The sequence below is a fragment of the Thermoflexus hugenholtzii JAD2 genome, from assembly GCF_900187885.1.
Classification (GTDB): Bacteria; Chloroflexota; Anaerolineae; order Thermoflexales; family Thermoflexaceae; genus Thermoflexus; species Thermoflexus hugenholtzii.
Genome location: NZ_FYEK01000054.1, coordinates 1 through 21,358 on the forward strand (window position 1 = coordinate 1; position 21,358 = coordinate 21,358).

General features: G+C 66.2%; 37 protein-coding genes. 36 read left to right on the plus strand and 1 reads right to left on the minus strand.

All coding sequences use genetic code 11. The features are described from left to right. Nucleotides 1–88 precede the first annotated feature (88 nt). The 34 genes from rpsJ to rpsI all read left to right on the plus strand — a co-directional run bounded on the left by rpsJ (nucleotide 89) and on the right by rpsI (nucleotide 18,144). A complete protein-coding gene (gene rpsJ / locus CFB18_RS11585; protein WP_088571967.1) occupies nucleotides 89–397 on the plus strand; it encodes a 30S ribosomal protein S10 in 309 nt (102 codons plus the stop codon). A gap of 55 nt (nucleotides 398–452) precedes the next feature. After that, the gene (rplC, locus tag CFB18_RS11590; protein WP_088571968.1) at nucleotides 453–1,094 is read left to right on the plus strand and encodes a 50S ribosomal protein L3; all 642 of its coding nucleotides are present in this window, start codon (nucleotides 453–455) and stop codon (nucleotides 1,092–1,094) included. 152 nt (nucleotides 1,095–1,246) lie between these two features. Then, nucleotides 1,247–1,924 (plus strand): 50S ribosomal protein L4, encoded by a 678-nt coding sequence (rplD, locus tag CFB18_RS11595; protein ID WP_088571969.1) that lies wholly within the window; start codon nucleotides 1,247–1,249, stop codon nucleotides 1,922–1,924. Nucleotides 1,925–1,952: 28 nt separating this feature from the next. Next, nucleotides 1,953–2,261 carry a 50S ribosomal protein L23 gene (gene rplW / locus CFB18_RS11600; protein WP_088571970.1) on the plus strand — a complete coding sequence of 103 codons (309 nt, stop codon included), beginning with the start codon at nucleotides 1,953–1,955 and terminating at the stop codon, nucleotides 2,259–2,261. A gap of 41 nt (nucleotides 2,262–2,302) precedes the next feature. After that, entirely contained in the window at nucleotides 2,303–3,139 is an 837-nt protein-coding gene (gene rplB, locus CFB18_RS11605; RefSeq protein WP_088571971.1) for a 50S ribosomal protein L2, read from the plus strand. A 16-nt stretch (nucleotides 3,140–3,155) separates the two neighbouring features. Beyond that, entirely contained in the window at nucleotides 3,156–3,437 is a 282-nt protein-coding gene (rpsS, locus tag CFB18_RS11610; protein WP_088571972.1) for a 30S ribosomal protein S19, read from the plus strand. Nucleotides 3,438–3,470: 33 nt separating this feature from the next. Beyond that, entirely contained in the window at nucleotides 3,471–3,818 is a 348-nt protein-coding gene (gene rplV, locus CFB18_RS11615; RefSeq protein WP_088571973.1) for a 50S ribosomal protein L22, read from the plus strand. Nucleotides 3,819–3,862: 44 nt separating this feature from the next. Then, the gene (gene rpsC, locus CFB18_RS11620; protein WP_088571974.1) at nucleotides 3,863–4,555 is read left to right on the plus strand and encodes a 30S ribosomal protein S3; all 693 of its coding nucleotides are present in this window, start codon (nucleotides 3,863–3,865) and stop codon (nucleotides 4,553–4,555) included. 3 nt (nucleotides 4,556–4,558) lie between these two features. Beyond that, a complete protein-coding gene (gene rplP / locus CFB18_RS11625; protein ID WP_088571975.1) occupies nucleotides 4,559–4,975 on the plus strand; it encodes a 50S ribosomal protein L16 in 417 nt (138 codons plus the stop codon). Between the two features lie 38 nt (nucleotides 4,976–5,013). Further along, nucleotides 5,014–5,226 carry a 50S ribosomal protein L29 gene (rpmC, locus tag CFB18_RS11630; RefSeq protein ID WP_234977048.1) on the plus strand — a complete coding sequence of 71 codons (213 nt, stop codon included), beginning with the start codon at nucleotides 5,014–5,016 and terminating at the stop codon, nucleotides 5,224–5,226. Then, on the plus strand, nucleotides 5,223–5,528 hold the full coding sequence (gene rpsQ, locus CFB18_RS11635) for a 30S ribosomal protein S17 (protein ID WP_088571977.1): 306 nt from the start codon (nucleotides 5,223–5,225) through the stop codon (nucleotides 5,526–5,528). The genes rpmC and rpsQ overlap by 4 nt, the downstream gene beginning before the upstream one ends. A gap of 13 nt (nucleotides 5,529–5,541) precedes the next feature. Beyond that, nucleotides 5,542–5,910: a 50S ribosomal protein L14 gene (gene rplN / locus CFB18_RS11640; protein WP_088571978.1), complete on the plus strand. Its 369-nt coding sequence runs from the start codon at nucleotides 5,542–5,544 to the stop codon at nucleotides 5,908–5,910. Then, nucleotides 5,907–6,224, plus strand: a complete 318-nt coding sequence (locus tag CFB18_RS11645) for a nucleotidyltransferase domain-containing protein (RefSeq protein ID WP_143597598.1) — start codon at nucleotides 5,907–5,909, stop codon at nucleotides 6,222–6,224. Before rplN ends, CFB18_RS11645 begins: the two co-directional genes overlap by 4 nt. A 38-nt stretch (nucleotides 6,225–6,262) precedes the next feature. Then, nucleotides 6,263–6,583 (plus strand): 50S ribosomal protein L24, encoded by a 321-nt coding sequence (gene rplX, locus CFB18_RS11650; protein ID WP_088571980.1) that lies wholly within the window; start codon nucleotides 6,263–6,265, stop codon nucleotides 6,581–6,583. 19 nt (nucleotides 6,584–6,602) lie between these two features. Further along, on the plus strand, nucleotides 6,603–7,169 hold the full coding sequence (gene rplE / locus CFB18_RS11655; protein ID WP_088571981.1) for a 50S ribosomal protein L5: 567 nt from the start codon (nucleotides 6,603–6,605) through the stop codon (nucleotides 7,167–7,169). 59 nt (nucleotides 7,170–7,228) lie between these two features. Next, nucleotides 7,229–7,396 carry a type Z 30S ribosomal protein S14 gene (locus tag CFB18_RS11660; RefSeq protein WP_407084015.1) on the plus strand — a complete coding sequence of 56 codons (168 nt, stop codon included), beginning with the start codon at nucleotides 7,229–7,231 and terminating at the stop codon, nucleotides 7,394–7,396. Between the two features lie 77 nt (nucleotides 7,397–7,473). Then, nucleotides 7,474–7,884 (plus strand): 30S ribosomal protein S8, encoded by a 411-nt coding sequence (gene rpsH / locus CFB18_RS11665; protein ID WP_088571983.1) that lies wholly within the window; start codon nucleotides 7,474–7,476, stop codon nucleotides 7,882–7,884. Nucleotides 7,885–7,895: 11 nt separating this feature from the next. After that, entirely contained in the window at nucleotides 7,896–8,465 is a 570-nt protein-coding gene (rplF, locus tag CFB18_RS11670; RefSeq protein ID WP_088571984.1) for a 50S ribosomal protein L6, read from the plus strand. Nucleotides 8,466–8,513: 48 nt separating this feature from the next. After that, a complete protein-coding gene (gene rplR, locus CFB18_RS11675; RefSeq protein ID WP_088572037.1) occupies nucleotides 8,514–8,882 on the plus strand; it encodes a 50S ribosomal protein L18 in 369 nt (122 codons plus the stop codon). Between the two features lie 40 nt (nucleotides 8,883–8,922). Further along, nucleotides 8,923–9,453 (plus strand): 30S ribosomal protein S5, encoded by a 531-nt coding sequence (rpsE, locus tag CFB18_RS11680; RefSeq protein WP_088571985.1) that lies wholly within the window; start codon nucleotides 8,923–8,925, stop codon nucleotides 9,451–9,453. Beyond that, entirely contained in the window at nucleotides 9,443–9,652 is a 210-nt protein-coding gene (rpmD, locus tag CFB18_RS11685; protein ID WP_088571986.1) for a 50S ribosomal protein L30, read from the plus strand. The genes rpsE and rpmD overlap by 11 nt, the downstream gene beginning before the upstream one ends. Further along, the gene (gene rplO, locus CFB18_RS11690) at nucleotides 9,639–10,097 is read left to right on the plus strand and encodes a 50S ribosomal protein L15 (protein ID WP_088571987.1); all 459 of its coding nucleotides are present in this window, start codon (nucleotides 9,639–9,641) and stop codon (nucleotides 10,095–10,097) included. Before rpmD ends, rplO begins: the two co-directional genes overlap by 14 nt. 19 nt (nucleotides 10,098–10,116) lie before the next feature. Continuing rightward, nucleotides 10,117–11,421, plus strand: a complete 1,305-nt coding sequence (secY, locus tag CFB18_RS11695) for a preprotein translocase subunit SecY (RefSeq protein ID WP_088571988.1) — start codon at nucleotides 10,117–10,119, stop codon at nucleotides 11,419–11,421. 15 nt (nucleotides 11,422–11,436) lie between these two features. Then, nucleotides 11,437–12,105: an adenylate kinase gene (locus CFB18_RS11700; RefSeq protein WP_088571989.1), complete on the plus strand. Its 669-nt coding sequence runs from the start codon at nucleotides 11,437–11,439 to the stop codon at nucleotides 12,103–12,105. Further along, nucleotides 12,102–12,938, plus strand: a complete 837-nt coding sequence (map, locus tag CFB18_RS11705; protein WP_088571990.1) for a type I methionyl aminopeptidase — start codon at nucleotides 12,102–12,104, stop codon at nucleotides 12,936–12,938. The genes CFB18_RS11700 and map overlap by 4 nt, the downstream gene beginning before the upstream one ends. Nucleotides 12,939–13,059: 121 nt before the next feature. Beyond that, nucleotides 13,060–13,173, plus strand: a complete 114-nt coding sequence (gene rpmJ / locus CFB18_RS11710; protein WP_088571991.1) for a 50S ribosomal protein L36 — start codon at nucleotides 13,060–13,062, stop codon at nucleotides 13,171–13,173. 75 nt (nucleotides 13,174–13,248) lie between these two features. Further along, nucleotides 13,249–13,638 carry a 30S ribosomal protein S13 gene (gene rpsM / locus CFB18_RS11715; RefSeq protein WP_088571992.1) on the plus strand — a complete coding sequence of 130 codons (390 nt, stop codon included), beginning with the start codon at nucleotides 13,249–13,251 and terminating at the stop codon, nucleotides 13,636–13,638. Nucleotides 13,639–13,766: 128 nt separating this feature from the next. After that, nucleotides 13,767–14,153, plus strand: coding sequence for a 30S ribosomal protein S11 (gene rpsK, locus CFB18_RS11720; RefSeq protein ID WP_200808196.1), 387 nt, complete (start codon nucleotides 13,767–13,769; stop codon nucleotides 14,151–14,153). A 74-nt stretch (nucleotides 14,154–14,227) separates the two neighbouring features. Beyond that, complete coding sequence (gene rpsD / locus CFB18_RS11725) at nucleotides 14,228–14,866, plus strand: 30S ribosomal protein S4 (RefSeq protein ID WP_088571994.1); 639 nt, start codon at nucleotides 14,228–14,230, stop codon at nucleotides 14,864–14,866. A 104-nt stretch (nucleotides 14,867–14,970) separates the two neighbouring features. Next, nucleotides 14,971–15,951, plus strand: coding sequence for a DNA-directed RNA polymerase subunit alpha (locus tag CFB18_RS11730; protein WP_088571995.1), 981 nt, complete (start codon nucleotides 14,971–14,973; stop codon nucleotides 15,949–15,951). Nucleotides 15,952–15,953: 2 nt separating this feature from the next. Beyond that, a complete protein-coding gene (gene rplQ, locus CFB18_RS11735) occupies nucleotides 15,954–16,328 on the plus strand; it encodes a 50S ribosomal protein L17 (RefSeq protein WP_088571996.1) in 375 nt (124 codons plus the stop codon). Between the two features lie 36 nt (nucleotides 16,329–16,364). Continuing rightward, on the plus strand, nucleotides 16,365–17,192 hold the full coding sequence (gene truA / locus CFB18_RS11740) for a tRNA pseudouridine(38-40) synthase TruA (protein ID WP_088571997.1): 828 nt from the start codon (nucleotides 16,365–16,367) through the stop codon (nucleotides 17,190–17,192). Nucleotides 17,193–17,215: 23 nt separating this feature from the next. Beyond that, nucleotides 17,216–17,644, plus strand: coding sequence for a 50S ribosomal protein L13 (gene rplM, locus CFB18_RS11745; protein WP_088571998.1), 429 nt, complete (start codon nucleotides 17,216–17,218; stop codon nucleotides 17,642–17,644). A gap of 65 nt (nucleotides 17,645–17,709) precedes the next feature. Next, nucleotides 17,710–18,144: a 30S ribosomal protein S9 gene (rpsI, locus tag CFB18_RS11750; protein ID WP_366972091.1), complete on the plus strand. Its 435-nt coding sequence runs from the start codon at nucleotides 17,710–17,712 to the stop codon at nucleotides 18,142–18,144. An 86-nt stretch (nucleotides 18,145–18,230) separates the two neighbouring features. On the opposite strand, the gene CFB18_RS11755 is transcribed toward rpsI, so the two are convergent. Next, a complete protein-coding gene (locus CFB18_RS11755) occupies nucleotides 18,231–19,106 on the minus strand; it encodes a nitrilase-related carbon-nitrogen hydrolase (protein WP_088571999.1) in 876 nt (291 codons plus the stop codon). Between the two features lie 85 nt (nucleotides 19,107–19,191). Between CFB18_RS11755 and CFB18_RS11760 the strand changes: the two genes are divergently transcribed. Both CFB18_RS11760 and CFB18_RS11765 read left to right on the plus strand, forming a co-directional pair. Further along, entirely contained in the window at nucleotides 19,192–20,367 is a 1,176-nt protein-coding gene (locus CFB18_RS11760) for an extracellular solute-binding protein (RefSeq protein ID WP_088572000.1), read from the plus strand. A gap of 13 nt (nucleotides 20,368–20,380) precedes the next feature. Further along, nucleotides 20,381–21,196, plus strand: a complete 816-nt coding sequence (locus CFB18_RS11765; RefSeq protein WP_088572001.1) for an inositol monophosphatase family protein — start codon at nucleotides 20,381–20,383, stop codon at nucleotides 21,194–21,196. Nucleotides 21,197–21,358 lie beyond the last annotated feature (162 nt).

Sequence of the window (21,358 nt, forward strand, 5' to 3'; positions counted from 1 at the left end):
GGGAAGGGGGGCTGACCGTCGGCGCCGGCGTGGTCACCAAAATCCTCGACTAACCCCTGGCCCGCTGAACTCGGACGAGGTGAGCGCGATGGCCAAGCAGCGGTTGCGCATCCGTCTGAAGGCTTACGATCACCGGATCCTGGACGAATCCGCCCGCCGCATCGTGGAGGTGGCGGAGCGCACCGGCGCGCGGGTGATCGGGCCGATCCCGCTCCCCACCAAGCGGGAACGGTTCACGGTGATCCGCTCGCCGTTCATCGACAAGGATTCCCAGGAACATTTCGAGATCCGGACCCATAAGCGCTTGATCGACGTCCTGGATCCGGATCCGAAGACCATCGATCAGCTGATGCGCCTGAACCTCCCGGCGGGCGTGGATATTGAGATCAAGATCTGATCCCGGGGATGATGGGCCCAGCTCGGGCGCCAGTCCCCTGATGGAGGCTTTGGCGATGAAGGGCTTGCTGGCGCGCAAGATCGGAATGACGCAGATGTTCAACGAGCAGGGCGAGGTGGTCCCGGTGACCGTCCTGCGGGCGGGGCCGTGCTACGTGACGCAGCTGCGCACCCCGGAGCGGGACGGCTACGCGGCGATCCAGTTGGGGTTCGAGGAGACCAAGCCTCGCCGCCTGACCCAGGGGGAGCTGGGGCATCTGGTGAAGCGGAACCTGCCTCCCCTGCGGGTGCTGCGGGAGATCCGCCTGCCCAACCCGGCGCTTCTTTCTCAATACCAGGAGGGGCAGGTGTTGACGGTCTCGATCTTTTCCCCGGGGGAGCGGGTGGATGTGACCGGATGGTCGAAGGGGCGGGGATTCGCCGGCGGCATCAAGCGACACGGGTTCGCCCGCCAGGCGAAAACCCACGGCCAGTCGGACCGACACCGGGCGCCCGGGTCCATCGGCACCAACACGGATCCCGGGCGGGTGATCAAGGGGAAGCGCATGGCCGGCCACTACGGGAACGAGCGGGTCACCGTCCGCAACCTCCAGGTGGTCTGGGTGGATCCGGAGCGCCACCTCATCGCCCTCAAGGGCGCTGTCCCCGGCCCCCGAGGCGGACTGGTGATCATCCGACAGGCCAAGCGCCCCTATTAACCGAAGCTCCTGTCTCGCAGTTTTCGAATTAAAGAGAGCGTATCGACGATCATCTCGGTCTCTCCAAAAGTTAAGAAGATCGACCGCGGGATTGGGCAGGGAGCGCCTGCCTGTTCGTAGGGATGTGAACCGTTTGAAGAGGAGATCGCACGATGCGGGTTCCAGTCTGGAACATCGAGGGGCAACAGGTGGGGGAGGTCGAGCTGCGGCCGGAGGTGTTCGAGGCGCCCATCCACATCCCCCTGATGCATCAGGCCCTGGTCCGGCAGCTGGCCAACGCCCGGCTGGGGACCCACAAGACCAAGACGCGGGGGGAGGTGCATTACAGCAGCCGGAAGATGTGGCCGCAGAAACACACCGGGCGGGCCCGTCAGGGAAGCCGGGATGCCCCCCACTGGTATCACGGAGGGGTGGTCTTCGGGCCGCGGCCGCGCAGTTACGAGCAGAGGATGCCGAAGAAGATGCGTCGCGCGGCCCTGCGCTCGGCCCTCTCCGTCAAGGCCAGGGAGGGCCAGATCCTCATCCTGGACCGCCTGGAGTTGCCTGAGCCACGGACCCGGCTGATGAAGGAGGTCCTGGCGCGGCTTCCGGTGGGCAAAAGCGCCCTCATCCTCCTGGCCGGGCCTAACGAGAACGTCCGGCGCGCGGTCCGCAACCTGCCCAACGTCGCTTATCTGCACGCCATGTGCCTGAACATCCGGGATCTCTTTAAATATGAGACCCTGATCATCCCGCTGGACGCTTTGGCGATGATCGAGGATTGGCTGACGCGTCCGGTGGTGCGGAAGAAGTTCGCACTGCCCGCGGCGGGTGCCGCATCGGCGGCCTGAGCCTGAGCCCTGAGTGGGGGGATAGGATATGGATCTGTATGAGGTGATCAAGCGGCCCGTCATCACCGAAAAGACCACTCGCCTGAAGGAGATGGGCCAGTATGTTTTCGAGGTGGATCCTCGGGCGAACCGCCAGCAGGTGAAGCAGGCGGTGGAGAAACTGTTCAACGTCCGGGTGCTGGCGGTGCGGATTATCAACGTCCCCGCCAAGCGGCGGCGGGACTGGCGGGCGCGGATCCTGAGCAGCAAGCCCAAGCAAGTGGTGCGCCGTCCGGGCTGGAAGAAGGCCATCGTTCAGGTGGCCCCCGGCCAGACCATCGATATCTTCGAGGTCTGATCCGGAGCACGAGACCTCGAGGGCGTGGGAGGGGATGCCCGATGGGAATTAAGGTGTATAAACCGACGACGCCCGGTCGCCGGAACGCGACCGGATACACATTCGAGGAGATCACCAAGGACGAACCGGAGAAGTCCCTGGTCGTTCCCTTGAAGAAGCACGCCGGGCGCAACTTCCAGGGACGGATCACCGTCCGCCATCGGGGGGGCGGTCATAAGCGGCTCTACCGGATCATCGACTTCAAGCGTCGGGACAAGGAGGGGATCCCGGCGAAGGTGATCAGCATCGAATATGATCCCAACCGCACCGCCCGGATCGCCCTCCTGCAATATGCGGACGGGGAGAAGCGCTACATCCTGGCTCCCCTGGGCCTGCAGGTGGGGGATGTGGTGATGAGCGGACCCCAGGCCGAGATCCGGGTGGGCAACGCCATGCCCCTGGCCAACATCCCGGTGGGAACGCTGGTGCACAACGTGGAGCTGTATCCGGGTCACGGCGGGCAGCTCGCCCGGGCCGCGGGGGCGGCGGCGCAGCTGCTGGGCAAAGAGGAAGGCTACGCCATCTTGCGCCTGCCCTCGGGGGAGATCCGGAAGGTCCGCCTGGAGTGCTACGCCACCATCGGCCAGGTGGGGAATCTGGAGCACGCGAACATCCGCCTGGGCAAGGCCGGCCGCAAGCGTTGGCTGGGCATCCGCCCCACCGTCCGTGGCTCCGCCATGTCCCCGCGGGATCATCCCCACGGGGGCGGCGAGGGGCGGGCGCCCATCGGCCTGCCCTACCCGAAGACCCCATGGGGCAAGCATGCCCTGGGCAAGAAGACCCGGCGCAACAAGGCCACGGACAAGTACATCATCCAGCGCCGGCAGAAGAAGGCATAAAGGGAGGTGATCGGCGATGGGCCGTTCGCTGAAGAAGGGTCCCTATTGCGATCCGAAGCTTCTGAAGAAAATCGAGGAGCTCAACCGCCGGGGCGAGAAGCGGGTGATCCGCACCTGGTCGCGCGCCTCGGTGATCTTCCCCCAGATGGTCGGCCACACCATCGCCGTTCACGACGGCCGGCGCCACGTGCCGATCTACATCACCGAACAGATGGTGGGCCACCGTCTGGGCGAGTTCGCCCCCACCCGGACCTACCGGGGGCATACGGTGAAGGAGAAGAAGACGGGGGTGCGGTAAGGCCCCGTGGGAGAACCTGGAGGGGGATGGACGATGGCCAATCGGGTTCGGGCAGTTGCCCGCTACATTCGGATCTCGCCCTACAAGGCGCGCCTGGTCTGCAACCTGGTGAAGGGGATGCGGGCGGAGGAAGCCCTGGATGTGCTCCGCTTCACGCCCAAGAAGGCGGCGCGCTACGTGGCGAAGCTCATCCGCTCCGCCATGGCCAACGCGGAGAACAACTACGGTCTGTCGCCCGCGGACCTTTATGTGGTCGACATCCGGGCCGACGACGGACCACGCTACAAGCGGGTCCGCTTCGCCGCCCGCGGTCGGGTCCGCCCGATCCTCAAGCGGACGACGCACCTCACAGTGGTCCTGGAGGAGCGGGTGAGCGAATGAACTGGCTGCCGCAGGGGATCCGCTGAGATATAGAGGAGGTCATCTTGGGTCGAAAAGTTCATCCCATCGGCTTCCGTCTGGGGATCACCAAGAACTGGCTGGCCCGCTGGTATGCCGAGGGCCGGGAGTATGTGGAGCTGCTCCACGAGGATCTCAAGATCCGTCAGTTCGTGAAGGAGCAGCTCAAGGAGGCGGGGATCGCGCGCATTGAGATCGAGCGTTTCCCCAAGCAGATCAACCTCTACATCCACGCCGCCCGGCCCGGCATCGTCATCGGGCGCAAGGGCCTGGGGATCAAGCAGCTGCGCCAGGCCATTGAGGAGATGACCGGCAAGAAGGCGCGGGTGGAGATCGTGGAGGTCCCCCGGCCGGAGCTGGAGGCAGCCATCGTGGCGGAGAGCATCGCCCAGCAGATCGAGAAGCGGGTCAGCCACGCCCGGGCCATGAAGCGAGCGATCCAGCAGGCCATGCGCGCCGGGGCCAAAGGGATCCGGATCACGGTTTCCGGCCGGCTGGGCGGAGCGGAGATGGCCCGCACGGAGACCCTGATGGAGGGCCGGGTCCCCCGCCACACCCTGCGGGCGGACATCGATTATGCCCTGGCCGAGGCGATCACCAAATGGGGCAAGATCGGGATCAAGGTCTGGATCTACCGGGGCGACACCGAGCCGGGCGCTTACGTCCAGCAGACCGCGGAGATGGTCGCCCGGGTCACCTCGGCGCAACGGGGAGGATAAGCGATGCTGATGCCCAAGCGCGTCAAATACCGCAAGCAGATGCGGGGGCGGATGAAGGGCAAGGAGACCCGCGGTGTGGAGCTGGCCTTCGGCGAATACGGGCTCCAGGCCCTGGAGCCATGCTGGCTGACCGCCCGCCAGATCGAGGCCGCCCGCCGCACCATCGTCCGCTTCCTGCGCCAGCGGGGCAAATACTGGATCCGGGTCTTCCCGGATAAGCCGGTGACCCGCAAGCCGGCCGAGACCCGCATGGGCAAAGGGAAGGGGAACGTGGACCACTGGGTGGCCGTGGTGCGGCCGGGCCGCATCCTCTTCGAGATCGGCGGGGTGAGCGCCGATGTTGCCCATGAGGCCCTGCGGCAGGCCTCCTATAAGTTGCCCATCCGAACTCAGATCATCACGGCCGAGGAGCAGGTCTGATTACCGGTTTTCAGATGCGATCACGCGGGGAGGACGCCGTGGCCCTTCGTCCGGAGGAAATCCGCAACTGGTCAGATGAAGAGATCCGCAACCGGCTGGAGCAGGCCCGCCGGGAGCTCTTCCATCTGCGCCTGCAGTGGGCGATGAATCAGCTGAAGGATGTGAACCGTATCCGTGCTCTGCGCAAGGACATCGCTCGCATGCTCACCATCCTGCGGGAGCGGGAGCTGGCTCGGGGAGGTCGACGATGAAGGATCGTCGCAAGCGCTTTATCGGACGGGTGACCAGCGACAAGATGGATAAGACAGTGGTGGTGACGGTGGAGGAGCTGGTGCGCCACCCGCTGTATGGCAAGGTCATCCGCCGTCGCCGCAAGTTCATGGCTCACAACGAAGGGAACCTGGCCCGCATGGGCGACCTGGTCCAGATCGTGGAGTCCCGTCCCCTGAGCCGACGCAAACGCTGGGTGGTGGAGGCGATCCTGGAGCGGGCCCAGAAGCCGGTGGAGCCGGTGCCGGAGCAGCTGCCCGGCGAAGAGATCCTGTCGGAGTAGCCGGAGGTCATCCATGATCCAGCAGGAGACCCGCCTCAAGGTCGCAGACAACACCGGCGCCCGGGAGATCCTGGTCATCCGGGTGCTGGGAGGATCCTATCGCCGCTACGGGTATGTGGGGGATGTGGTGGTGGCCACGGTGAAAGACGCCATCCCGACGGCCACCGTGAAGAAAGGCGAGATCGTGCGCGCCGTGATCGTCCGGACAGCTAAGGAATACCGGCGGCCGGATGGCTCCACCATCCGTTTCGACGACAACGCGGCGGTGATCTTGGACGAGTTCGGCAACCCGAAGGGGACGCGGATCTTCGGTCCGGTGGCCCGGGAGCTGCGCGACAAAGGCTTCACCAAGATCATCTCCCTGGCCCCGGAGGTGCTGTGAGCGCGAGAGGGAAAGCGGTGCGCCGGGGGATGCCGCCGGATCCCAATCTGGAGAAGCGGGTCGCGCTCCTGAAGCGCGATGGGCCGGAGCGGATTATCCTCTTCGGCTCCCGGGCGCGGGGGGAGGCGGATCCCTGGAGCGATCACGACATCATCGTCATCAAACGCACCGATCAGCCCTTCATGGAGCGGCTCCGGGAGATAGTACCCTATCTGGTCGAGTTCGAGCGGCCTGCCGAGATCCTTACACCCCCGAGGAGTTCGAGCGCATGCAGGAAACCGGCCTCGGGTGGATGGTGCGGGATGAAGGGGTGATTCTCTACGAAGCGGAATTCTGAGGGAGAAGAAGGCCTATGGCTGCCAAGATCAAGCGAAAGGATCGGGTCCTGGTGATCGCCGGGGACGATCGGGGCGCTCAGGGGGAGGTCCTGCGGGTGCTCCGGAAGGAGAACCGGGTGGTGGTCGCCGGGGTCAACATCGTCAAGAAACATCAGCGCCCCCGCCCCACCGGGCGCGGGCAGGTCGGCGGCATCATCGAATTCGAGGCGCCCATTCATATTTCAAATGTGATGCTGATCTGCCCTAAATGCAATCGCCCCACCCGGGTGGGCTTTGTCGTGGAGGGGGGGCGCAAGCTGCGCCAGTGCAAGAAGTGTCAGGCTACCTTCGTGTGAAACCCGGGGAGGCAACAGGATGGCGGAGGCGACGACCAAGGTGATCCCACGCCTGAAACAGCGATACCTGGAAGAGGTCCGCCCGGCCCTGATGCGGGAGTTCGGCTATCGCAACATCATGGAGGTCCCGCGGGTCTGGAAGGTGGTGGTCAACGTCGGGGTGGGAGAGGCGGTGACCAACCCCAAAGCCCTGGATTATGCGGTGCAGAACATCGCCACCATCACCGGCCAGAAGCCCCTGGTGACCAAGGCCCGCAAATCCATCGCCGCCTTCAAGTTGCGGGCCGGGCGCCCCATCGGGGTTAAGGTCACCCTGCGGGGGGACCGCATGTGGGCGTTCCTGGATCGGCTGTTCAACGTGGCCCTGCCTCGCATCCGGGACTTCCGAGGGGTCTCCCCGGATTCCTTCGACGGCCGGGGGAATTACACCCTGGGGCTGCGCGAGCAGCTGGTCTGGCCGGAGATCGACTACAGCCAGGTGGATAAAGTCCGGGGGATGGAGATCACCATTGTGACCACAGCGAAGACCGACGCCGAGGCGCGGCGGCTGCTGGAGCTGCTCGGCATGCCGTTCCGCAAAGGATAGGCGGTAAGAAGGAGGATTTCCACACCGGATGCCGGAGGGGATCTGTGGCCCGGAAATGCATGATTTATCGTGAGATGCGTCGGAAATATAAGGTGCGGGTGCGGAACCGGTGCCGCCGGTGCGGCCGGCCCCGGGCCTACATCCGCCGCTTCGCCCTGTGCCGGATCTGCTTCCGGGAGCTGGCCCTCCAGGGGCTGATCCCAGGCGTCCGCAAGGCCAGCTGGTGAGCGCGCCCATGTCTCAACCCGGCGCAGGGAAGGCCCTCCCAGGTCTGACAGGGAACATTCGGATAGGAGTGAAACCGATGAGCGCGGTGACGGATCCGATTGCTGACATGCTCACCCGAATCCGGAACGCCTCGATGGTGGGGCACAGCCGGGTGGCCATCCCCAGCTCCAAGCTGAAGGTGGCCATCGCCCGGGTGTTGAAGGAGGAGGGCTACATCGAGGACTTCCAGGTGACGAACGATCGGCCTCAGCCGAAGCTGATCATCAAGCTGAAATACATCGGCGAGCGGCGCTTCCGCAAGCCGGCCATCTCGGGGTTGCAGCGGGTGAGCAAGCCGGGCCGTCGGGTGTATGTGGGCAAGGAGGATATCCCGCTGGTGATGAGCGGGATGGGCATCGCCATCCTCTCCACCCCGAAAGGGGTGATGACCGATAAACAGGCCCGCCGCCTGGGGGTCGGCGGCGAGGTCCTCTGCTACGTCTGGTGAGGGAGGAAGCCGTGTCGCGCGTAGGCAAGAAGCCGATCCCGATCCCGCCGGGGGTCCAGGTCCGGATCGAGGGCTCGACGGTGACCGTCACCGGGCCGAAGGGGACCCTCACTCAGACCTTCCATCCGTCGATGCAGATCTCCATCGAGGACGGCCATCTGGTGGTGCGACGCCCTTCGGACGACCGCAAGCACAAGGCCCTGCATGGCTTGACCCGGGCCCTGCTGGCGAACATGGTCACCGGCGTCACTCAGGGTTTTCAGCAGCACCTGCGCATCGAAGGGGTGGGTTACCGGGCTGAGCCCATGGGCAAGGCCATCGTGCTCTATCTGGGATACTCCCACCCCATCATTGTGGAGCCGCCGGAGGGGATCACCTTCGAGGTGAACACCCGCGATCGCATCATCACCGTCTCCGGAATCGATAAGCAGCAGGTGGGCCAGGTGGCCGCCAAGATCCGGGCCCTGCGTCCGCCCGAGCCCTACAAGGGCAAGGGGATCCGCTACACATACTGGAAGGGCGATCACTGGGAGGACGAGCCGATCCGGCGCAAGGCCGGGAAGGCCGGCAAGGCCAAGTGATATCCTCGGGCTCAGGGATGGAATCCTGGCCCTATGGAGGAGCAGCGGATGAGCTGGGAGCATCCACGAGACGAAGGACGCCGTCGACGGCATCTACGGGTCCGCAAAAAGGTCTTCGGCACGCCGGAGCGGCCGCGGCTTTCGGTCTTCCGGAGCCTGAAACACATCTACGCCCAGATCATCGACGACACACGGGGGATCACCCTGGCTGCGGCCTCCACGCTGGATCCCGAGCTGCGGGGTCAGCTGGATGGGTTGACCAAGACGGAGAAGGCCCGCCTGGTGGGCCGCCTGATCGCCCAGCGGGCCCTGGCGAAGGGGATCCGCAAGGTGGTGTTCGACCGCGGCGGCTATAAATACCACGGCCGGGTGAAGGCCCTAGCCGACGCCGCCCGTGAGGCAGGGTTGGAGTTCTGAGCCTCAAGACCATGCCGAAACGATCCAGCGCGAGGTGACGATGGCGGAGATCCAGGAAGTCCCGACAGTTGAATACGAAGAGCGTATCGTGGATATCGCTCGGGTGGCGAAGGTCCACAAGGGCGGTCGATCTTTCTCCTTCCGGGTGGTCGCTGTGGTCGGCGATCGCAACGGACGGGTGGGGGTAGGAATCGGCAAAGCCCGCGCTGTCCCGGAGGCCATGCGCAAGGCCACCGAGCGAGCCCGCCGCAACATGAAGAAGATCGCCTTGCTGGGGACCACGATCCCCCATCCGGTGGAGGTCAAGTTCGGGGCCACCCGCCTGATCCTGCGACCTGCCTCGCCGGGCACCGGCGTGATCGCCGCCGGCGGGGTCCGCGCCGTCCTGGAGGCCGCCGGGATCCGGGACGTGCTGACCAAGATCCTGGGGAGCACCAATCCGGTCAATGTGGTCTACGCTGCGATGAAAGGGCTGGAGATGCTTCGCTCCCCGGAGGAGGTGGCCCAAATCCGAGGGAAGCCGGTTGAGGAAGTGATGCCACCGTGGAGCCGGAGGCGCCATGAAGGCTGAAGGGACCCGCTGTTTGCGCATCACGCTGGTGAAAAGCCCCATTGGGTATTCCCAGCGTCAGCGCCGCACCCTGCGCACCCTGGGGTTGCGCCATCTGAACGATGTGGTGGAGTGGCCGGACACCCCGGTGGTGCGGGGGATGGTGGCCAAGGTGAGCCATCTGGTTCAGGTGGAGGAGGTGGAGCGTGAAGCTGCATGAACTGAAGCCGGCGCCGGGATCGAAGAAGGAGCGCAAGCGGGTGGGCCGCGGCCTGGGCTCGGGTCACGGCACCTACGCCGGGCGGGGTCGCAAAGGCCAGAAGTCCCGCTCCGGCGATCGCAAGATGCCGCCTTATTTTGAGGGCGGCCGCACCCCCCTCGTCCGCCGCCTGCCCAAAGCGCGGGGGGAGGGCTTCACCCTGGTGGAGAAGGTGATCTACCAGCCGGTCAATGTGGGCCAGCTGAACCGTTTCCCGCCCCATAGCGAGATCACCCCCCTCACTCTAGCCCAGGCTGGCCTGCTCCGGGATCCGGAGGAGCCGGTGGTGATCCTCGGGGATGGGGAGGTGGATCGCCCGCTGGTGGTCAAGGCCCACCGCTTCTCCGCCTCGGCGCGAGCAAAGATCGAGGCCGCCGGCGGCCAGGCAGTGGTGATCCCTCGCTAAGGGAGACCGAGGAGGCCGTATGCTGGACGCCCTGCGCAACGCCTGGCATCTGCCGGATCTGCGGCGGAAGATCCTCTATACGCTGCTGATCCTGGCCATCTACCGCCTGGCCGCCCACATCCCGGTGCCTGGCGTGGATCGGGCCGCCCTGCAGCAGCTGCTTCAGGGCACCACCGCCGCCGGGCAGCTTTATATCATCCTGGATCTGCTCTCCGGCGGGGCCATCGCGAACTTCTCCATTATGGCCATGGGCGTGTATCCCTACGTCACCGCCTCCATCATCCTGCAGCTGCTGGTGCCCGTCGTGCCCCAGCTGGAGCGGCTGGTGAAAGAGGGCGGATCCGAAGGCCGGCGCAAGCTCGAGCAATACACGTATTTCCTGACCGTCCCCCTGGCCGCTCTCTACGCCATCGGTCAGGCGAACCTGCTCAGCGCCCCCGGACGGGCGGTGCTGCCCAATTTCGGCTTCGCACCCCATCAACTGCTGCCGACCCTGACGGTGATCCTGACGATGACGGCCGGCACCATGTTCGCCATCTGGCTGGGCCAGCTGATCACCGAACAAGGGATCGGCAATGGGCTCTCCCTGATCATTTTCGGAGGGATCGTGGCCCGAGCCCCCTATAACTTGGCCCAGATCTGGACCAGCAACGGCACCCTGGGCATCCTGGTGTTCCTGGCCCTGACCGTGATCACCGTCGCGGCCATCGTCTTCATCCAGGAAGGTCAGCGGCGGATCCCGGTTCAGTATGGACGCCGGGTGCGGGGCCACCGGATCTACGGGGGCGGCAGCACCTACATCCCCCTCCGGGTGAACATGGCGGGGATGATCCCCCTCATCCTCGCTCAGTCCGTCCTGGCTTTCCCAGCCATCATCGCCCAGTTCTTCCAGTATTCCAGCAACGCCATCGTGGCGAGCATCGCCAACACCATCGTGAGCGTCTTCTCCGGATTCAGCGACATCTACTGGCCGATGTATTTCATCACCGTGGTGGCCTTCACCTATTTCTACACGGATGTGATGTTGCAGCAGATGAACCTGGCTGACACCCTTCAGAAGCAGGGCGGATTCATCCCGGGGATCCGGCCGGGGAAGGCCACCGAGCAGTATATCAACCGGATCTCCCGGCGGATCACCCTGGTGGGGGCGCTGTTCCTGGGGATTTTGGCCATCCTGCCCTGGCCGGTGCGGGCCGTGCTCCAGACCAATGTGCTGCTCTTCAGCAGCGCCGCTCTCCTCATCGTGGTGGGCGTGGTCCTGGACACGATGCGCCAGCTGGAGGCGCAACTGGTGATGCGTCATTACGAGGGCTTCATTCGCTGAGGGGGTAAGGATCCCATGCCGCTCGATCTGATCCTGATGGGACCCCCGGGGGCGGGAAAGGGGACGCAGGCCAAGATCCTCAGCCAGCGCCTGGGCATCCCCCATGTGGCCAGCGGGGATCTCTTCCGGGATCACTTGCATCGTCAGACCCCTCTCGGGCAGCTGGCCCGCCAGTATATGGATCGAGGGGAGCTGGTTCCGGATGATGTAACCATCGGCATGATCCGGGAGCGGCTGGAGCAGCCGGACTGCCGGGATGGGGTGATCCTGGACGGGTTCCCCCGCACGCCTGCCCAGGCCCAGGCGCTGGACGAGATGCTCTCCGAGATGGGGCGCTCCCTGGTTGCCGTGCTCTATATCCGGGTGCGAGAGGAACTGCTGCTCCGCCGCTTGGCCGGCCGCTGGACATGCCGGACCTGTGGGGCGGTCTATCACATTGAGTTCAATCCTCCTCGCGTCCCTGGTCGATGCGATCTGGACGGAGGGACCCTTTACCAGCGCGAGGACGATACTGAGGAGGTCCAGCGCCGGCGGATCCAGGTCTATCAGGAGCAGACGGCGCCGCTGGTCTCGTTCTACCGGGACCGGGGGCTCCTGGTGGAGGTCGATGGGGAGCAACCGATCCCGGAGGTAACCGCGGCCCTCCTCCAGGCGATCGAGATCCGGAGGACGGCGCATCCATGAGCCCGTGGGTGGTCCCTCGAACGCATCGTCCGGCCGAAGGGATCCGGCTCAAGACGTGGCAGGAAATCCGGATGATGCGGGAGGCCGGCCGCATCGTGGCCGAGGTCCTGGAGGCCATGCGCACCCTGGTCCAGCCCGGCGTGACCACCGCGGAGCTCGATCGGTGGGCGGAGGATTATATCCGCCGGCGGGGCGGGATCCCGGCCTTCAAGGGGTATCCCAGCATGAAGGACGAAGGCGGACCGCCCTATCCGGCCACCCTCTGCACTTCCGTCAACCACGTGCTGGTGCACGGGATCCCCGGGCCCTATCGCCTCCGGGAAGGCGATATCATCAGCATCGATGTGGGGGTGAACTTCCGGGGATACTTCGCCGACGGCGCGATCACCCTCCCCGTCGGGGAGATCTCCCCGGAGGCCCGGCGCCTGATCGAGGTCACCCAGGCGGCCCTGTGGGCGGCCATCGCCCAGGCCCGGGCGGGTCGTCGCCTGGGCGACATCCAGTGGGCCATCCAGCATACCGTGGAATCCCAGGGTTTCCAGGTGGCCCGGGAGTTCGTCAGCCACGGGGTCGGGCGGGCCCTTCACGAGGCCCCCTCTTTCGTAAACCGGGGGCGCCCCGGGCGGGGCCTTCTCCTGCGACCCGGGATGACTCTGGCCATCGAACCGATGGTGATCATGGGGGACTGGCGGACCCGCATCCTGGAGGACGGATGGACTGTGGTCACCCTGGACGGAAGCCTGACGGCTCACTTCGAGCACACGGTGGCGATCACGGAGGGGGATCCCATCATCCTCACCGCACTGGAGGATGACCCCCGGCTCGCCTCCTGAGGCCGGTTCAGCCGCTGTCGGGCTCCGAGATCCGTCTGGAACTGGAGAAGTTCCGCATGTTCCGGTAAAATAAAAGATCGCTGCTTGCTACCGACACATTCAGGTCCTTCAGGAGGGCGCGATGAAGGTCACACCTTCGGTGCGCCGGCGATGCCCGAAGTGCAAGATCGTGCGGCGCAAAGGAGTGGTACGGGTGATCTGCGAAAACCCTAAGCACAAGCAGCGCCAAGGGTGAGCCGGGATCGCCCGGCCGCTTTGGGGGAGGACTGAATCGGGATCGCCGGGACCGCGTTCAGGGAGGAGATACGCGATGGCACGGATCGCAGGCGTGGAGTTGCCCCGGGATAAACGGGTGGAGATCGCCCTCACCTACATTTTCGGGATCGGCCGCTCGCTGGCCAAGCGGATCCTTCAGCAGACCGGGGTGAACCCGGATAAGCGGGTGAAGGATCTGACGGAGAGCGAGGTGAACATCCTTCGCGAGACCATCGAGCGGAACTATAAGGTGGAGGGCGATCTGCGGCGCGAGATCGCCATGAACATCAAGCGCCTGATCGACATCGGGTGCTACCGGGGGCTGCGGCACAAAATGAACCTGCCGGTGCGCGGCCAGCGGACCCGGACGAACGCCCGGACCCGGAAGGGTCCGCGGAAGACGGTGCCCGGCCGCGGTCGCAAGCGCGGCGCCAAGAAGAAGTGAGCCATCCCTTTCCCCGTCGCCGCCCAAGCCCGGGGCGATGGGGGAGATCATCCGGATGGCTGGAGTGAAGATGGCGGGGAGGCGCTTTGCCTCTCCCCGGGTGATCCATATTGCCTGAGGAGGGATCGATGGCGCGAGGTTCGCGGAGCGGTCGTAAGGCCCGCCGGAACGTGACGCGGGCGCACGTTTACATCCACGCCACGTTCAACAACACCATCGTCACGGTAACGGATCCCAACGGGGATACCTTAACGTGGGCCAGCGGGGGGACCATCGGCTACAAGGGCTCCAAGAAGAGCACCCCCTATGCGGCCCGCCTGGCGGCGGAACAGGCCGCCCGCAAGGCGATGGACATGGGGGTGCGGGAGATCGACGTCTTCATCAACGGGCCGGGCCCCGGGCGGGAGGCGGCGCTGCGGGCCCTGCACGCGATGGGGTTGAAGATCCGTTCCATCACCGACGTCACACCGATCCCCCACAACGGGTGCAAGCCGCCCTCCAAGCGGCGGGTGTGAGGTCTTCCCCTTCAGGCCGATGGGCCGAACCGCGCGCCTTCGATCGTCTGCGCAGATCCTGTGAGGAGGAGGGAATGGCACGTTACATCGGACCGGTATGCCGATTGTGCCGGCGGGAAGGCGAGAAGCTCTATCTGAAGGGAGAGCGCTGCTTCACGCCCAAGTGCGCCATTGAGCGACGGAACTATCCGCCCGGGCAGCACGGCCGGGAGCTGCAGTTCCGGCGCAGCCGCCCTTCGGATTACGGGCTGCAGCTTCGGGAGAAGCAGAAGCTGCGGCGCATCTATGGGGTGCTGGAGCGGCAGTTCCGGCGATATTTTGAGATCGCCCAGCGGGCCCGGGGGATGACCGGCGCCCTGTTGCTGATCCTGCTGGAGCGCCGACTCGATAACGTGGTCTACCGGCTGGGGTTCGCCAGCTCCCGGGCCCAGGCCCGGCAGCTGGTCCGCCACGGCCACTTCGAGGTCAACGGACGCAAGGTGGACATCCCTTCCTACCAGGTCAAACCCGGCGATATCATCCGGGTCCGGGAGAGCAGCCGAGAGAAAGAGTATTTCAAGGCCCTCGCGGAACGGCTGGAAGGCCATCGGCCACCTCCCTGGTTGCAGCTCAACCCGCAAGATCTCTCTGGACAGGTGCTGCGCCTGCCGGTCCGGGAGGAGATCGACACGCGGGTTCAGGAGCATCTCATCGTGGAGTTCTACTCCCGTTAAACCGGGGCGGCTGCCTGGCCCTTCCCTTCGCTGGGGGATGATGAGAGAGGGAAGGGCTCACAGGCGCCCCCCGTTCCGTTCCCGATTCGGAAAAGGAGGCCTTTGTGGCGGGTGTCACGCTGGTTCTGCCTAAAGTGGAGGCAGAGATCCTGACGCAGGCATACGGGCGCTTTGTGATCAGCCCGCTGGAGCAGGGCTATGGGGTGACCATCGGGAACGCCCTCCGGCGGGTGCTGTTGAGCTCGTTGCCGGGCGCTGCGGTGACCAGCATCCGGATCACCGATGTGCCCCATGAGTTCTCGACCATCCCGGGCGTCCGGGAGGATGTCATCCAGATCATCCTGAACATCAAGCAGCTCCGGATGAAGCTCTACGGCGACGGGCCGGCCCGCCTGCGGCTGGAGGTGGCCGGCGAGGGCGTGGTCACGGCGGCCGACATCCAGTGCCCGCCCGAGGTGGAGATCGTCAACCCCGATCTCTACCTGTTCACGGTGGACGACGAGCGGACCCGTCTGGAGATCGAGATGACGGTGGAGCGGGGGCGGGGATATTCACCGGCCGAGGAGCGCGGCCGCCTGCCCATCGGGGAGATCCCCGTGGACGCCATCTTCAGCCCCGTCCGCCGGTGCACCTTCGAGATCGACCGGGCCCGGGTGGGACAGCGGACGAACTACGATCGCTTGGTGATGGAGATCTGGACGGATGGGACGATGGGGCCAAAGGAGGCGTTGATCGAGGCCGCTCGCCTGCTGATGCAGCATTTCTCCCTGATCTCCGAGTTCGTGGCCCCGGAGGAGCAGGAAGTCGTGCCCGCTCCGGTGCGGGCGATGATCCCGCCCCAGGCTTATGAGACCTCGCTGGAAAGCCTGGAGCTGAGCGCCCGGGTGATCAACCCGTTGCGGCGGGCCGGCATCACCAACGTCGGCCAGGTCTTGGAGCTCCTGTATCGCGGGGAGGAAGCCCTGCTCTCGGTCCGCAACTTCGGCGCCAAATCCCTGGAGGAGCTGCGCGAACGGCTGATCGAGCGGGGGTTCCTGAAGCCCGAGGACCTGGCCCAGCCTGAGGAGGAGATCGAGGAGGCCTGAGCATGCGCCATCGAGTTGCCGGGAAGACGTTAAGCCGGGACAAGGATCATCGCGAAGCCTTGGCCCGTAACCTAGCCACGCAGCTCTTCCTGCACGGGGCGATCGAGACCACGGAGGCCAAGGCGGAGTTCGTGCAGGCCTACGCGGAGAAGCTGATCACGCTGGCCAAGAAAGCCCTGGAGGATCCCTCCCGGCAGGTGGCTGCGCGTCGGCTGGCAGCGGCCCGGCTTTACGGCCGGGAAGTGGTGAAGAAGCTCTTCGATGAGATCGCGCCCCGTTACCGGGATCGGAACGGGGGCTACACCCGGATTTACAAACTGGGATTCCGCCGGGGGGACGCCGCGCCGATGGCGCGCCTGGAGCTGGTCCAGGATTAAGCCGGCGGCCCGTGCAGGCCGGGCGGGCAGGAGCGGATGCGGGTCTGGGCGGCCATCGCATACGTCGGCACGGCCTATCGAGGGTTCCAGCGGCTGGCCCCTTCTCATGAGCCGACCGTCCAGGGGACTCTGGAGGCCGCCCTCGCCCGCTTGACCGGAGTCCCGGTCCGGGTGCGGGGGGCAGGCCGCACCGACGCCGGCGTACATGCTCTGGGCCAGGTGGTCGCCTTCGACGTGACCTGGCGCCATTCCCTGGTGGATCTCCAGCGAGCTCTGAACGCCGTCCTGCCGGCGGACATCGTGGTCTGGGCTCTGGGGGAGGCGCCGCCGGACTTCCATCCCCGCCGGGAGGCGCGGTCGCGGGCCTACCGTTATGTGATCTACACCGGGCCCTGGCGGGATCCCTTCGGGCGATACCTGGCGTGGCATGTGCCGCGCCCGCTCCGCCTGGAGGCGATGCAGCAGGCGGCCGCCGCCTGGGTGGGCCGCCACGATTTCGGCGCCTTCGGCCGCCCCCCTCGTGGCCAGAACACGGTGCGGGAGGTCCGCCGAGCGCAGGTGGAGGCCAACGGGAACTGGGTGTTCTTCGAGATCGAGGCAGACGCTTTCCTCTATCATATGGTTCGGATCATGGCTGCTGTGCTGGTGGCGGTGGGGCGAGGCGATCGCCCTCCGGAGGCGGCATGGTTCTACCTGGAGCACCCGGAGGCCTACCCGGCGGACGCCCCCGCCCCTGCCCACGGCTTGTATTTCGTCGGGGCACGCTACGATCGGATCGCTATCCCGCCGGCGCCGGACTTCCTGCCCCACTGGATGGAGGGTGGGAGGCCCCGATCGGGCGGACATGAAGATCCGGAAACCTGACCCGATACGGTGGAGGGAGGACCGTGAAAACCTATGTGACCAAACCCGCGGACATCCGAGCCGAGTGGTGGGTCGTCGACGCCACCGGCCAGAACCTGGGGCGGCTGGCCAGCCGGATCGCTCAGATCCTGCGTGGCAAGCACAAGCCGTATTTCGACCCCTCCCAGGATTGCGGGGATTATGTGATCGTCATCAACGCGGAGAAGGTGGCCGTTCACCCGCGGCACCTCGATCAGAAGATCTACTACCGCCACAGCGGGTATCCCGGCGGCTTGAAGGAGATCCCGCTGCGCCGGATGCTGCAGACGCATCCAGAGCGGGTAATCCAGAAGGCCGTCTGGGGGATGCTGCCCAAGAACCGGCTGGGACGGCGCATGCTCAAGAAGTTAAAGGTTTATGCCGGGCCGGAGCATCCGCACCAGGCCCAGCAGCCCAAGCCGCTTCCGCTGTGAGCCGATCCGGACAGGGGGGCGCGTAGCCCCCTTTCCCCTGAACTCCATGGAGGAAAGGAGCCGGGATGGCTGTGGCGATGGAAGGGATCACCTTTGAGGCCTTCAAAGGCCGACCGTATGTCGAAGGCGTGGGCCGGCGCAAGCGGGCCGTGGCCCGAGTCCGGCTGTATACGGGCGGGACCGGCGTCTTCATCGTCAACAACAAGCCGGTCCAGGACTACTTTGTGCGCCCTCAGGATCTCCACCATCTGTTCGAGCCGTTGCGTCTGGTCGGGTTGGAGGGGAAGCTGGACGTGACGGTGAAGGTGGAGGGAGGTGGCCTCACCGGGCAGGCCGGGGCGGTCCGTTTGGGATTGGCCCGCGCGCTGCTCGCCATCGATCCGAGCCTGCGGCCGTTGCTCAAGCAACATGGCATGCTGACCCGCGATCCGCGGGAGAAAGAGCGCAAGAAGCCGGGCCTCAAGCGGGCGCGCAAGGCCCCGCAGTCGCCCAAGCGCTGAAGCGCGATGGCGGATCCGAATGGTGAAGCTCCGGGGGCGGGCAGGAGCGCCATGTCCTCCTGCCCGCCCCTTCTCTATTTGCGCGATCAGGGATCCCGCGCCTCCGGGGCGGACGCTCCAAGGATCCGCCGCAGCTCTCGGAGGACCAGATCCGGGCGTTCGTCGCGCACCAGCGGCAGGCGGATCCGCGTCCGCCGGATCTGATCCAGATCGATGGAGGCCAGGATCAGCGCCTCGTCGAAATAAGGACCCTGGACGACCAGATCCCCGTTGGGGTCGAAGATGGTCGACCCGCCCCAGAAGTTCTGACCATCCTCGAAGCCGGCGCGGTTGACATGGATGACGAACACGGTGAAGAGGCTGGCGTAGGCCTGACTGACCAGCTCCACCCAGCGCGCGCTTCCCAGCTTCCCGGGGATCCCCAGGCCGCGCCCGGGGCTGGCGGAGGTGAAGATCAACACCTCCGCCCCGTCCAGCCACAGCAGGTAGGGAGGGCTGACATGCCAGAAATCCTCGCAGATCAGCAGGCCGAAGCGGCCGAACCGGGTGCGGAAGGCGCGGACTCGATCGCCGGGGGCCATGTCCCGGCCTTCGTCGAACATCCCGTAGGTGGGCAGATACACCTTGCGATGACGATGGACCATCTGCCCCCCGGAGAGATAGGCCCCCGCTGTGTAATAACGTCCCCGTTCGTCGATCTCCACAAACCCCACCACCAGATCCACCCGCCGGCTGGCGTCCAGCAGCGGGCGGAGGATCGGATGATCCGGCTCCGGCCGGATGGCCACCTCGTAGGTCAGATCCTGCAGCACGTAGCCCGTGAGGGAGAGCTCGGGGAACACGACGAGGTCGGCGCCCCGCGCCGCCGCCTCCTCGATGAACTCCAGATGCTTCTCCAGGTTCGCCTCCAGATCCCCCAGGCGAGGATAGATCTGGGCCAGTCCCACCTTCAGGGTGCTCATCTGTCTGGCTCCCGGGATGGGATAGCGGCGTGAAGTAAAATCCGAATGGTCATCCCTATTTTAGGCTCGTGAGGAGCGAGGGAGGATGCGCTGGACACAGGGAGTGGGGCTTCTCGCCCTGATGGCCGCGGCGGCCTGCGCCCCGCTGGGGAGGCCGGCCCGTCTGCTCGTCCTCTGGCACGCCCTGGATCCCGAACGGGGGGCTGCTCTGGCTCGGCTGACCGAGGCCTTTATGGCCCGGCATCCGGACGTGGCGATTTACATCGAAACCTTCCCCGGCTCCTCCGAGCTGCTCCGTCGTCTCCATCAGCCCTCGGAGCGCGGGCCTGATCTCGTGCTGATCCCCTCCGAGGCGGTCCCCGCCCTCGTGCAGGCCGGCCGGCTGACCCCCTTGAGGCCCTGGATGGAGGATCCGGTCCGCGGCCTTTCTGCGGCGGAGCGCCAGGATCTGTTGCCCCCCACGACGGCGGGCTCCCTCCCTTTCCTTCGGGAAGGGCTGGTGCTCTACGCGGACATCGATCGCTTGCTGGAGTCCGGCCTGGAGCAACCCCCGGGGGACTGGGAGGCGATCCGCCAGGTCTGCCTGCGGGGCGCGCTGGATCTGAACGGCGATGGGATCCCGGACACCGCAGGCTGGATGGCGCCACGAGCAGCCTGGACGCTTCAGGGGTGGCTGGCCGGGCGCTCCCAGGCCGAGGCCCAGGCGCTGCTGGAGGCGGTGCAGGGGATGCTCCGAGGGGGCTGCGCCCGCCTGGCAGATCCCCCGCAGGCGCTGCGGGCCTTCCTGGAGGGCGAAACGGTCCTCCTCTTCGGCTCCAGCCGCTGGCTCTTCACGCTGGAACGGGAGAGCGAGGCCGGGCACCTGCGCTTCCGCCCGGCCCTCGCCCCGCTGTCGGATCCCGGGATGCGCGGCCGTCCGATCCTGCCGGGATGGGGTTGGGATCTGGCGATCGCCGCGACGGATCCGGGCCAGCAGGCCGCCGCGTGGTCCTTCATCCGCTGGACCCTGGATCCGGAGGTGCAGGTCCGCTGGGCGCAGGAGGCGCAGGCCCTTCCGGTTCGCCGGACGGCAGCCGTTCGCCTCCAGCAGCTCGCCGGCCCGGACAGCCTACTGGGTCGGCTGATGAGCTGGGTGCTGGAAGGTTACCAGGAGGAGCCCGCGGATCAGCGTCCTGCGGCCCCTCGTCTGGAGGAATCGCTCCGCCTTCTCGAGAGCGGGACGGCCGTCTCGATCCTCCTGGATCGATTGCGGAGCCCATAAGCGGGAGGAGACCATGAGCCCATCGGGCGCCCATCTGGAGGTCTGGCTGCTGACGGCGATCGAGGCCGCCCTGGCCGGAGGGGCGGTCCTCCGCGCCCACTGGCCGATGCCGCGCCAGGTGCACGAGAAAGGGTTCCGGGATTGGGTGACCGCAGCAGACCTGGCCGCTCAGGAGGCCGTCGTGGCGGTGATCCGGCGCCATGATCCCGCCCATCGTGTGCTGGGGGAAGAGGGCACGTCCCAGGAGGAAGCGCGGGAGGCGATGGCTCAGGGCATCGTCTGGGTGGTGGATCCTCTGGATGGGACAACGAACTTCGCCCGGCGCCTGCCGTATTTCGCCGTCTCCGTCGGCCTGCTGGTGGAAGGGGAGCCGGTGGTCGGGGTGATCTACGCGCCTCTCCAGGATATGTTGTTCACAGCCGCCCGGGGCCGGGGCGCTTTCCTGAACGGCAGGCCCATCCGGGTCAGCGAGACGGAGCGCCTGGAGCAGGCGTTGATCGGGCTGGACTGGGGGCATCGCAACGAGACGCGGGAGCAGGTCCTGGCTTGGCTGAGCTCCCTGGCGGTGCGTTGCCAGACCGTGCGGGCCATCGGATCCGCCGCCATGGGGATGGCCTATGTGGCCGCGGGCTGGCTGGATCTGTATTTCCACTTGGCGCTGCAGCCATGGGACGTGGCCGCCGCCGCCGTGCTGGTCCGCGAGGCGGGAGGACAGATGAATCGCCCGGATGGCTCTCCCTGGACGTTCCGGGATGCGGAGGCGGTGGTGAGCAACGGTCGGCTGGATCGAGTGGTGTGGGCCCTGCTCGGGGAATCCTCCGGCCGCTGAGATCGGTGCGCCGCGCTCGAGGCTCCGCATCCGCGATTTCCCGCTAAACCCGGATTTGACAAGAGGGGGAAATCTGGTAGAATGAAGGCGCGTGAGGAGCACACGCGGAAGGGAAGTCGAAGGCCAGACCGCCGGGTCGCCCGAGACGCCCGGCGGTTTTTT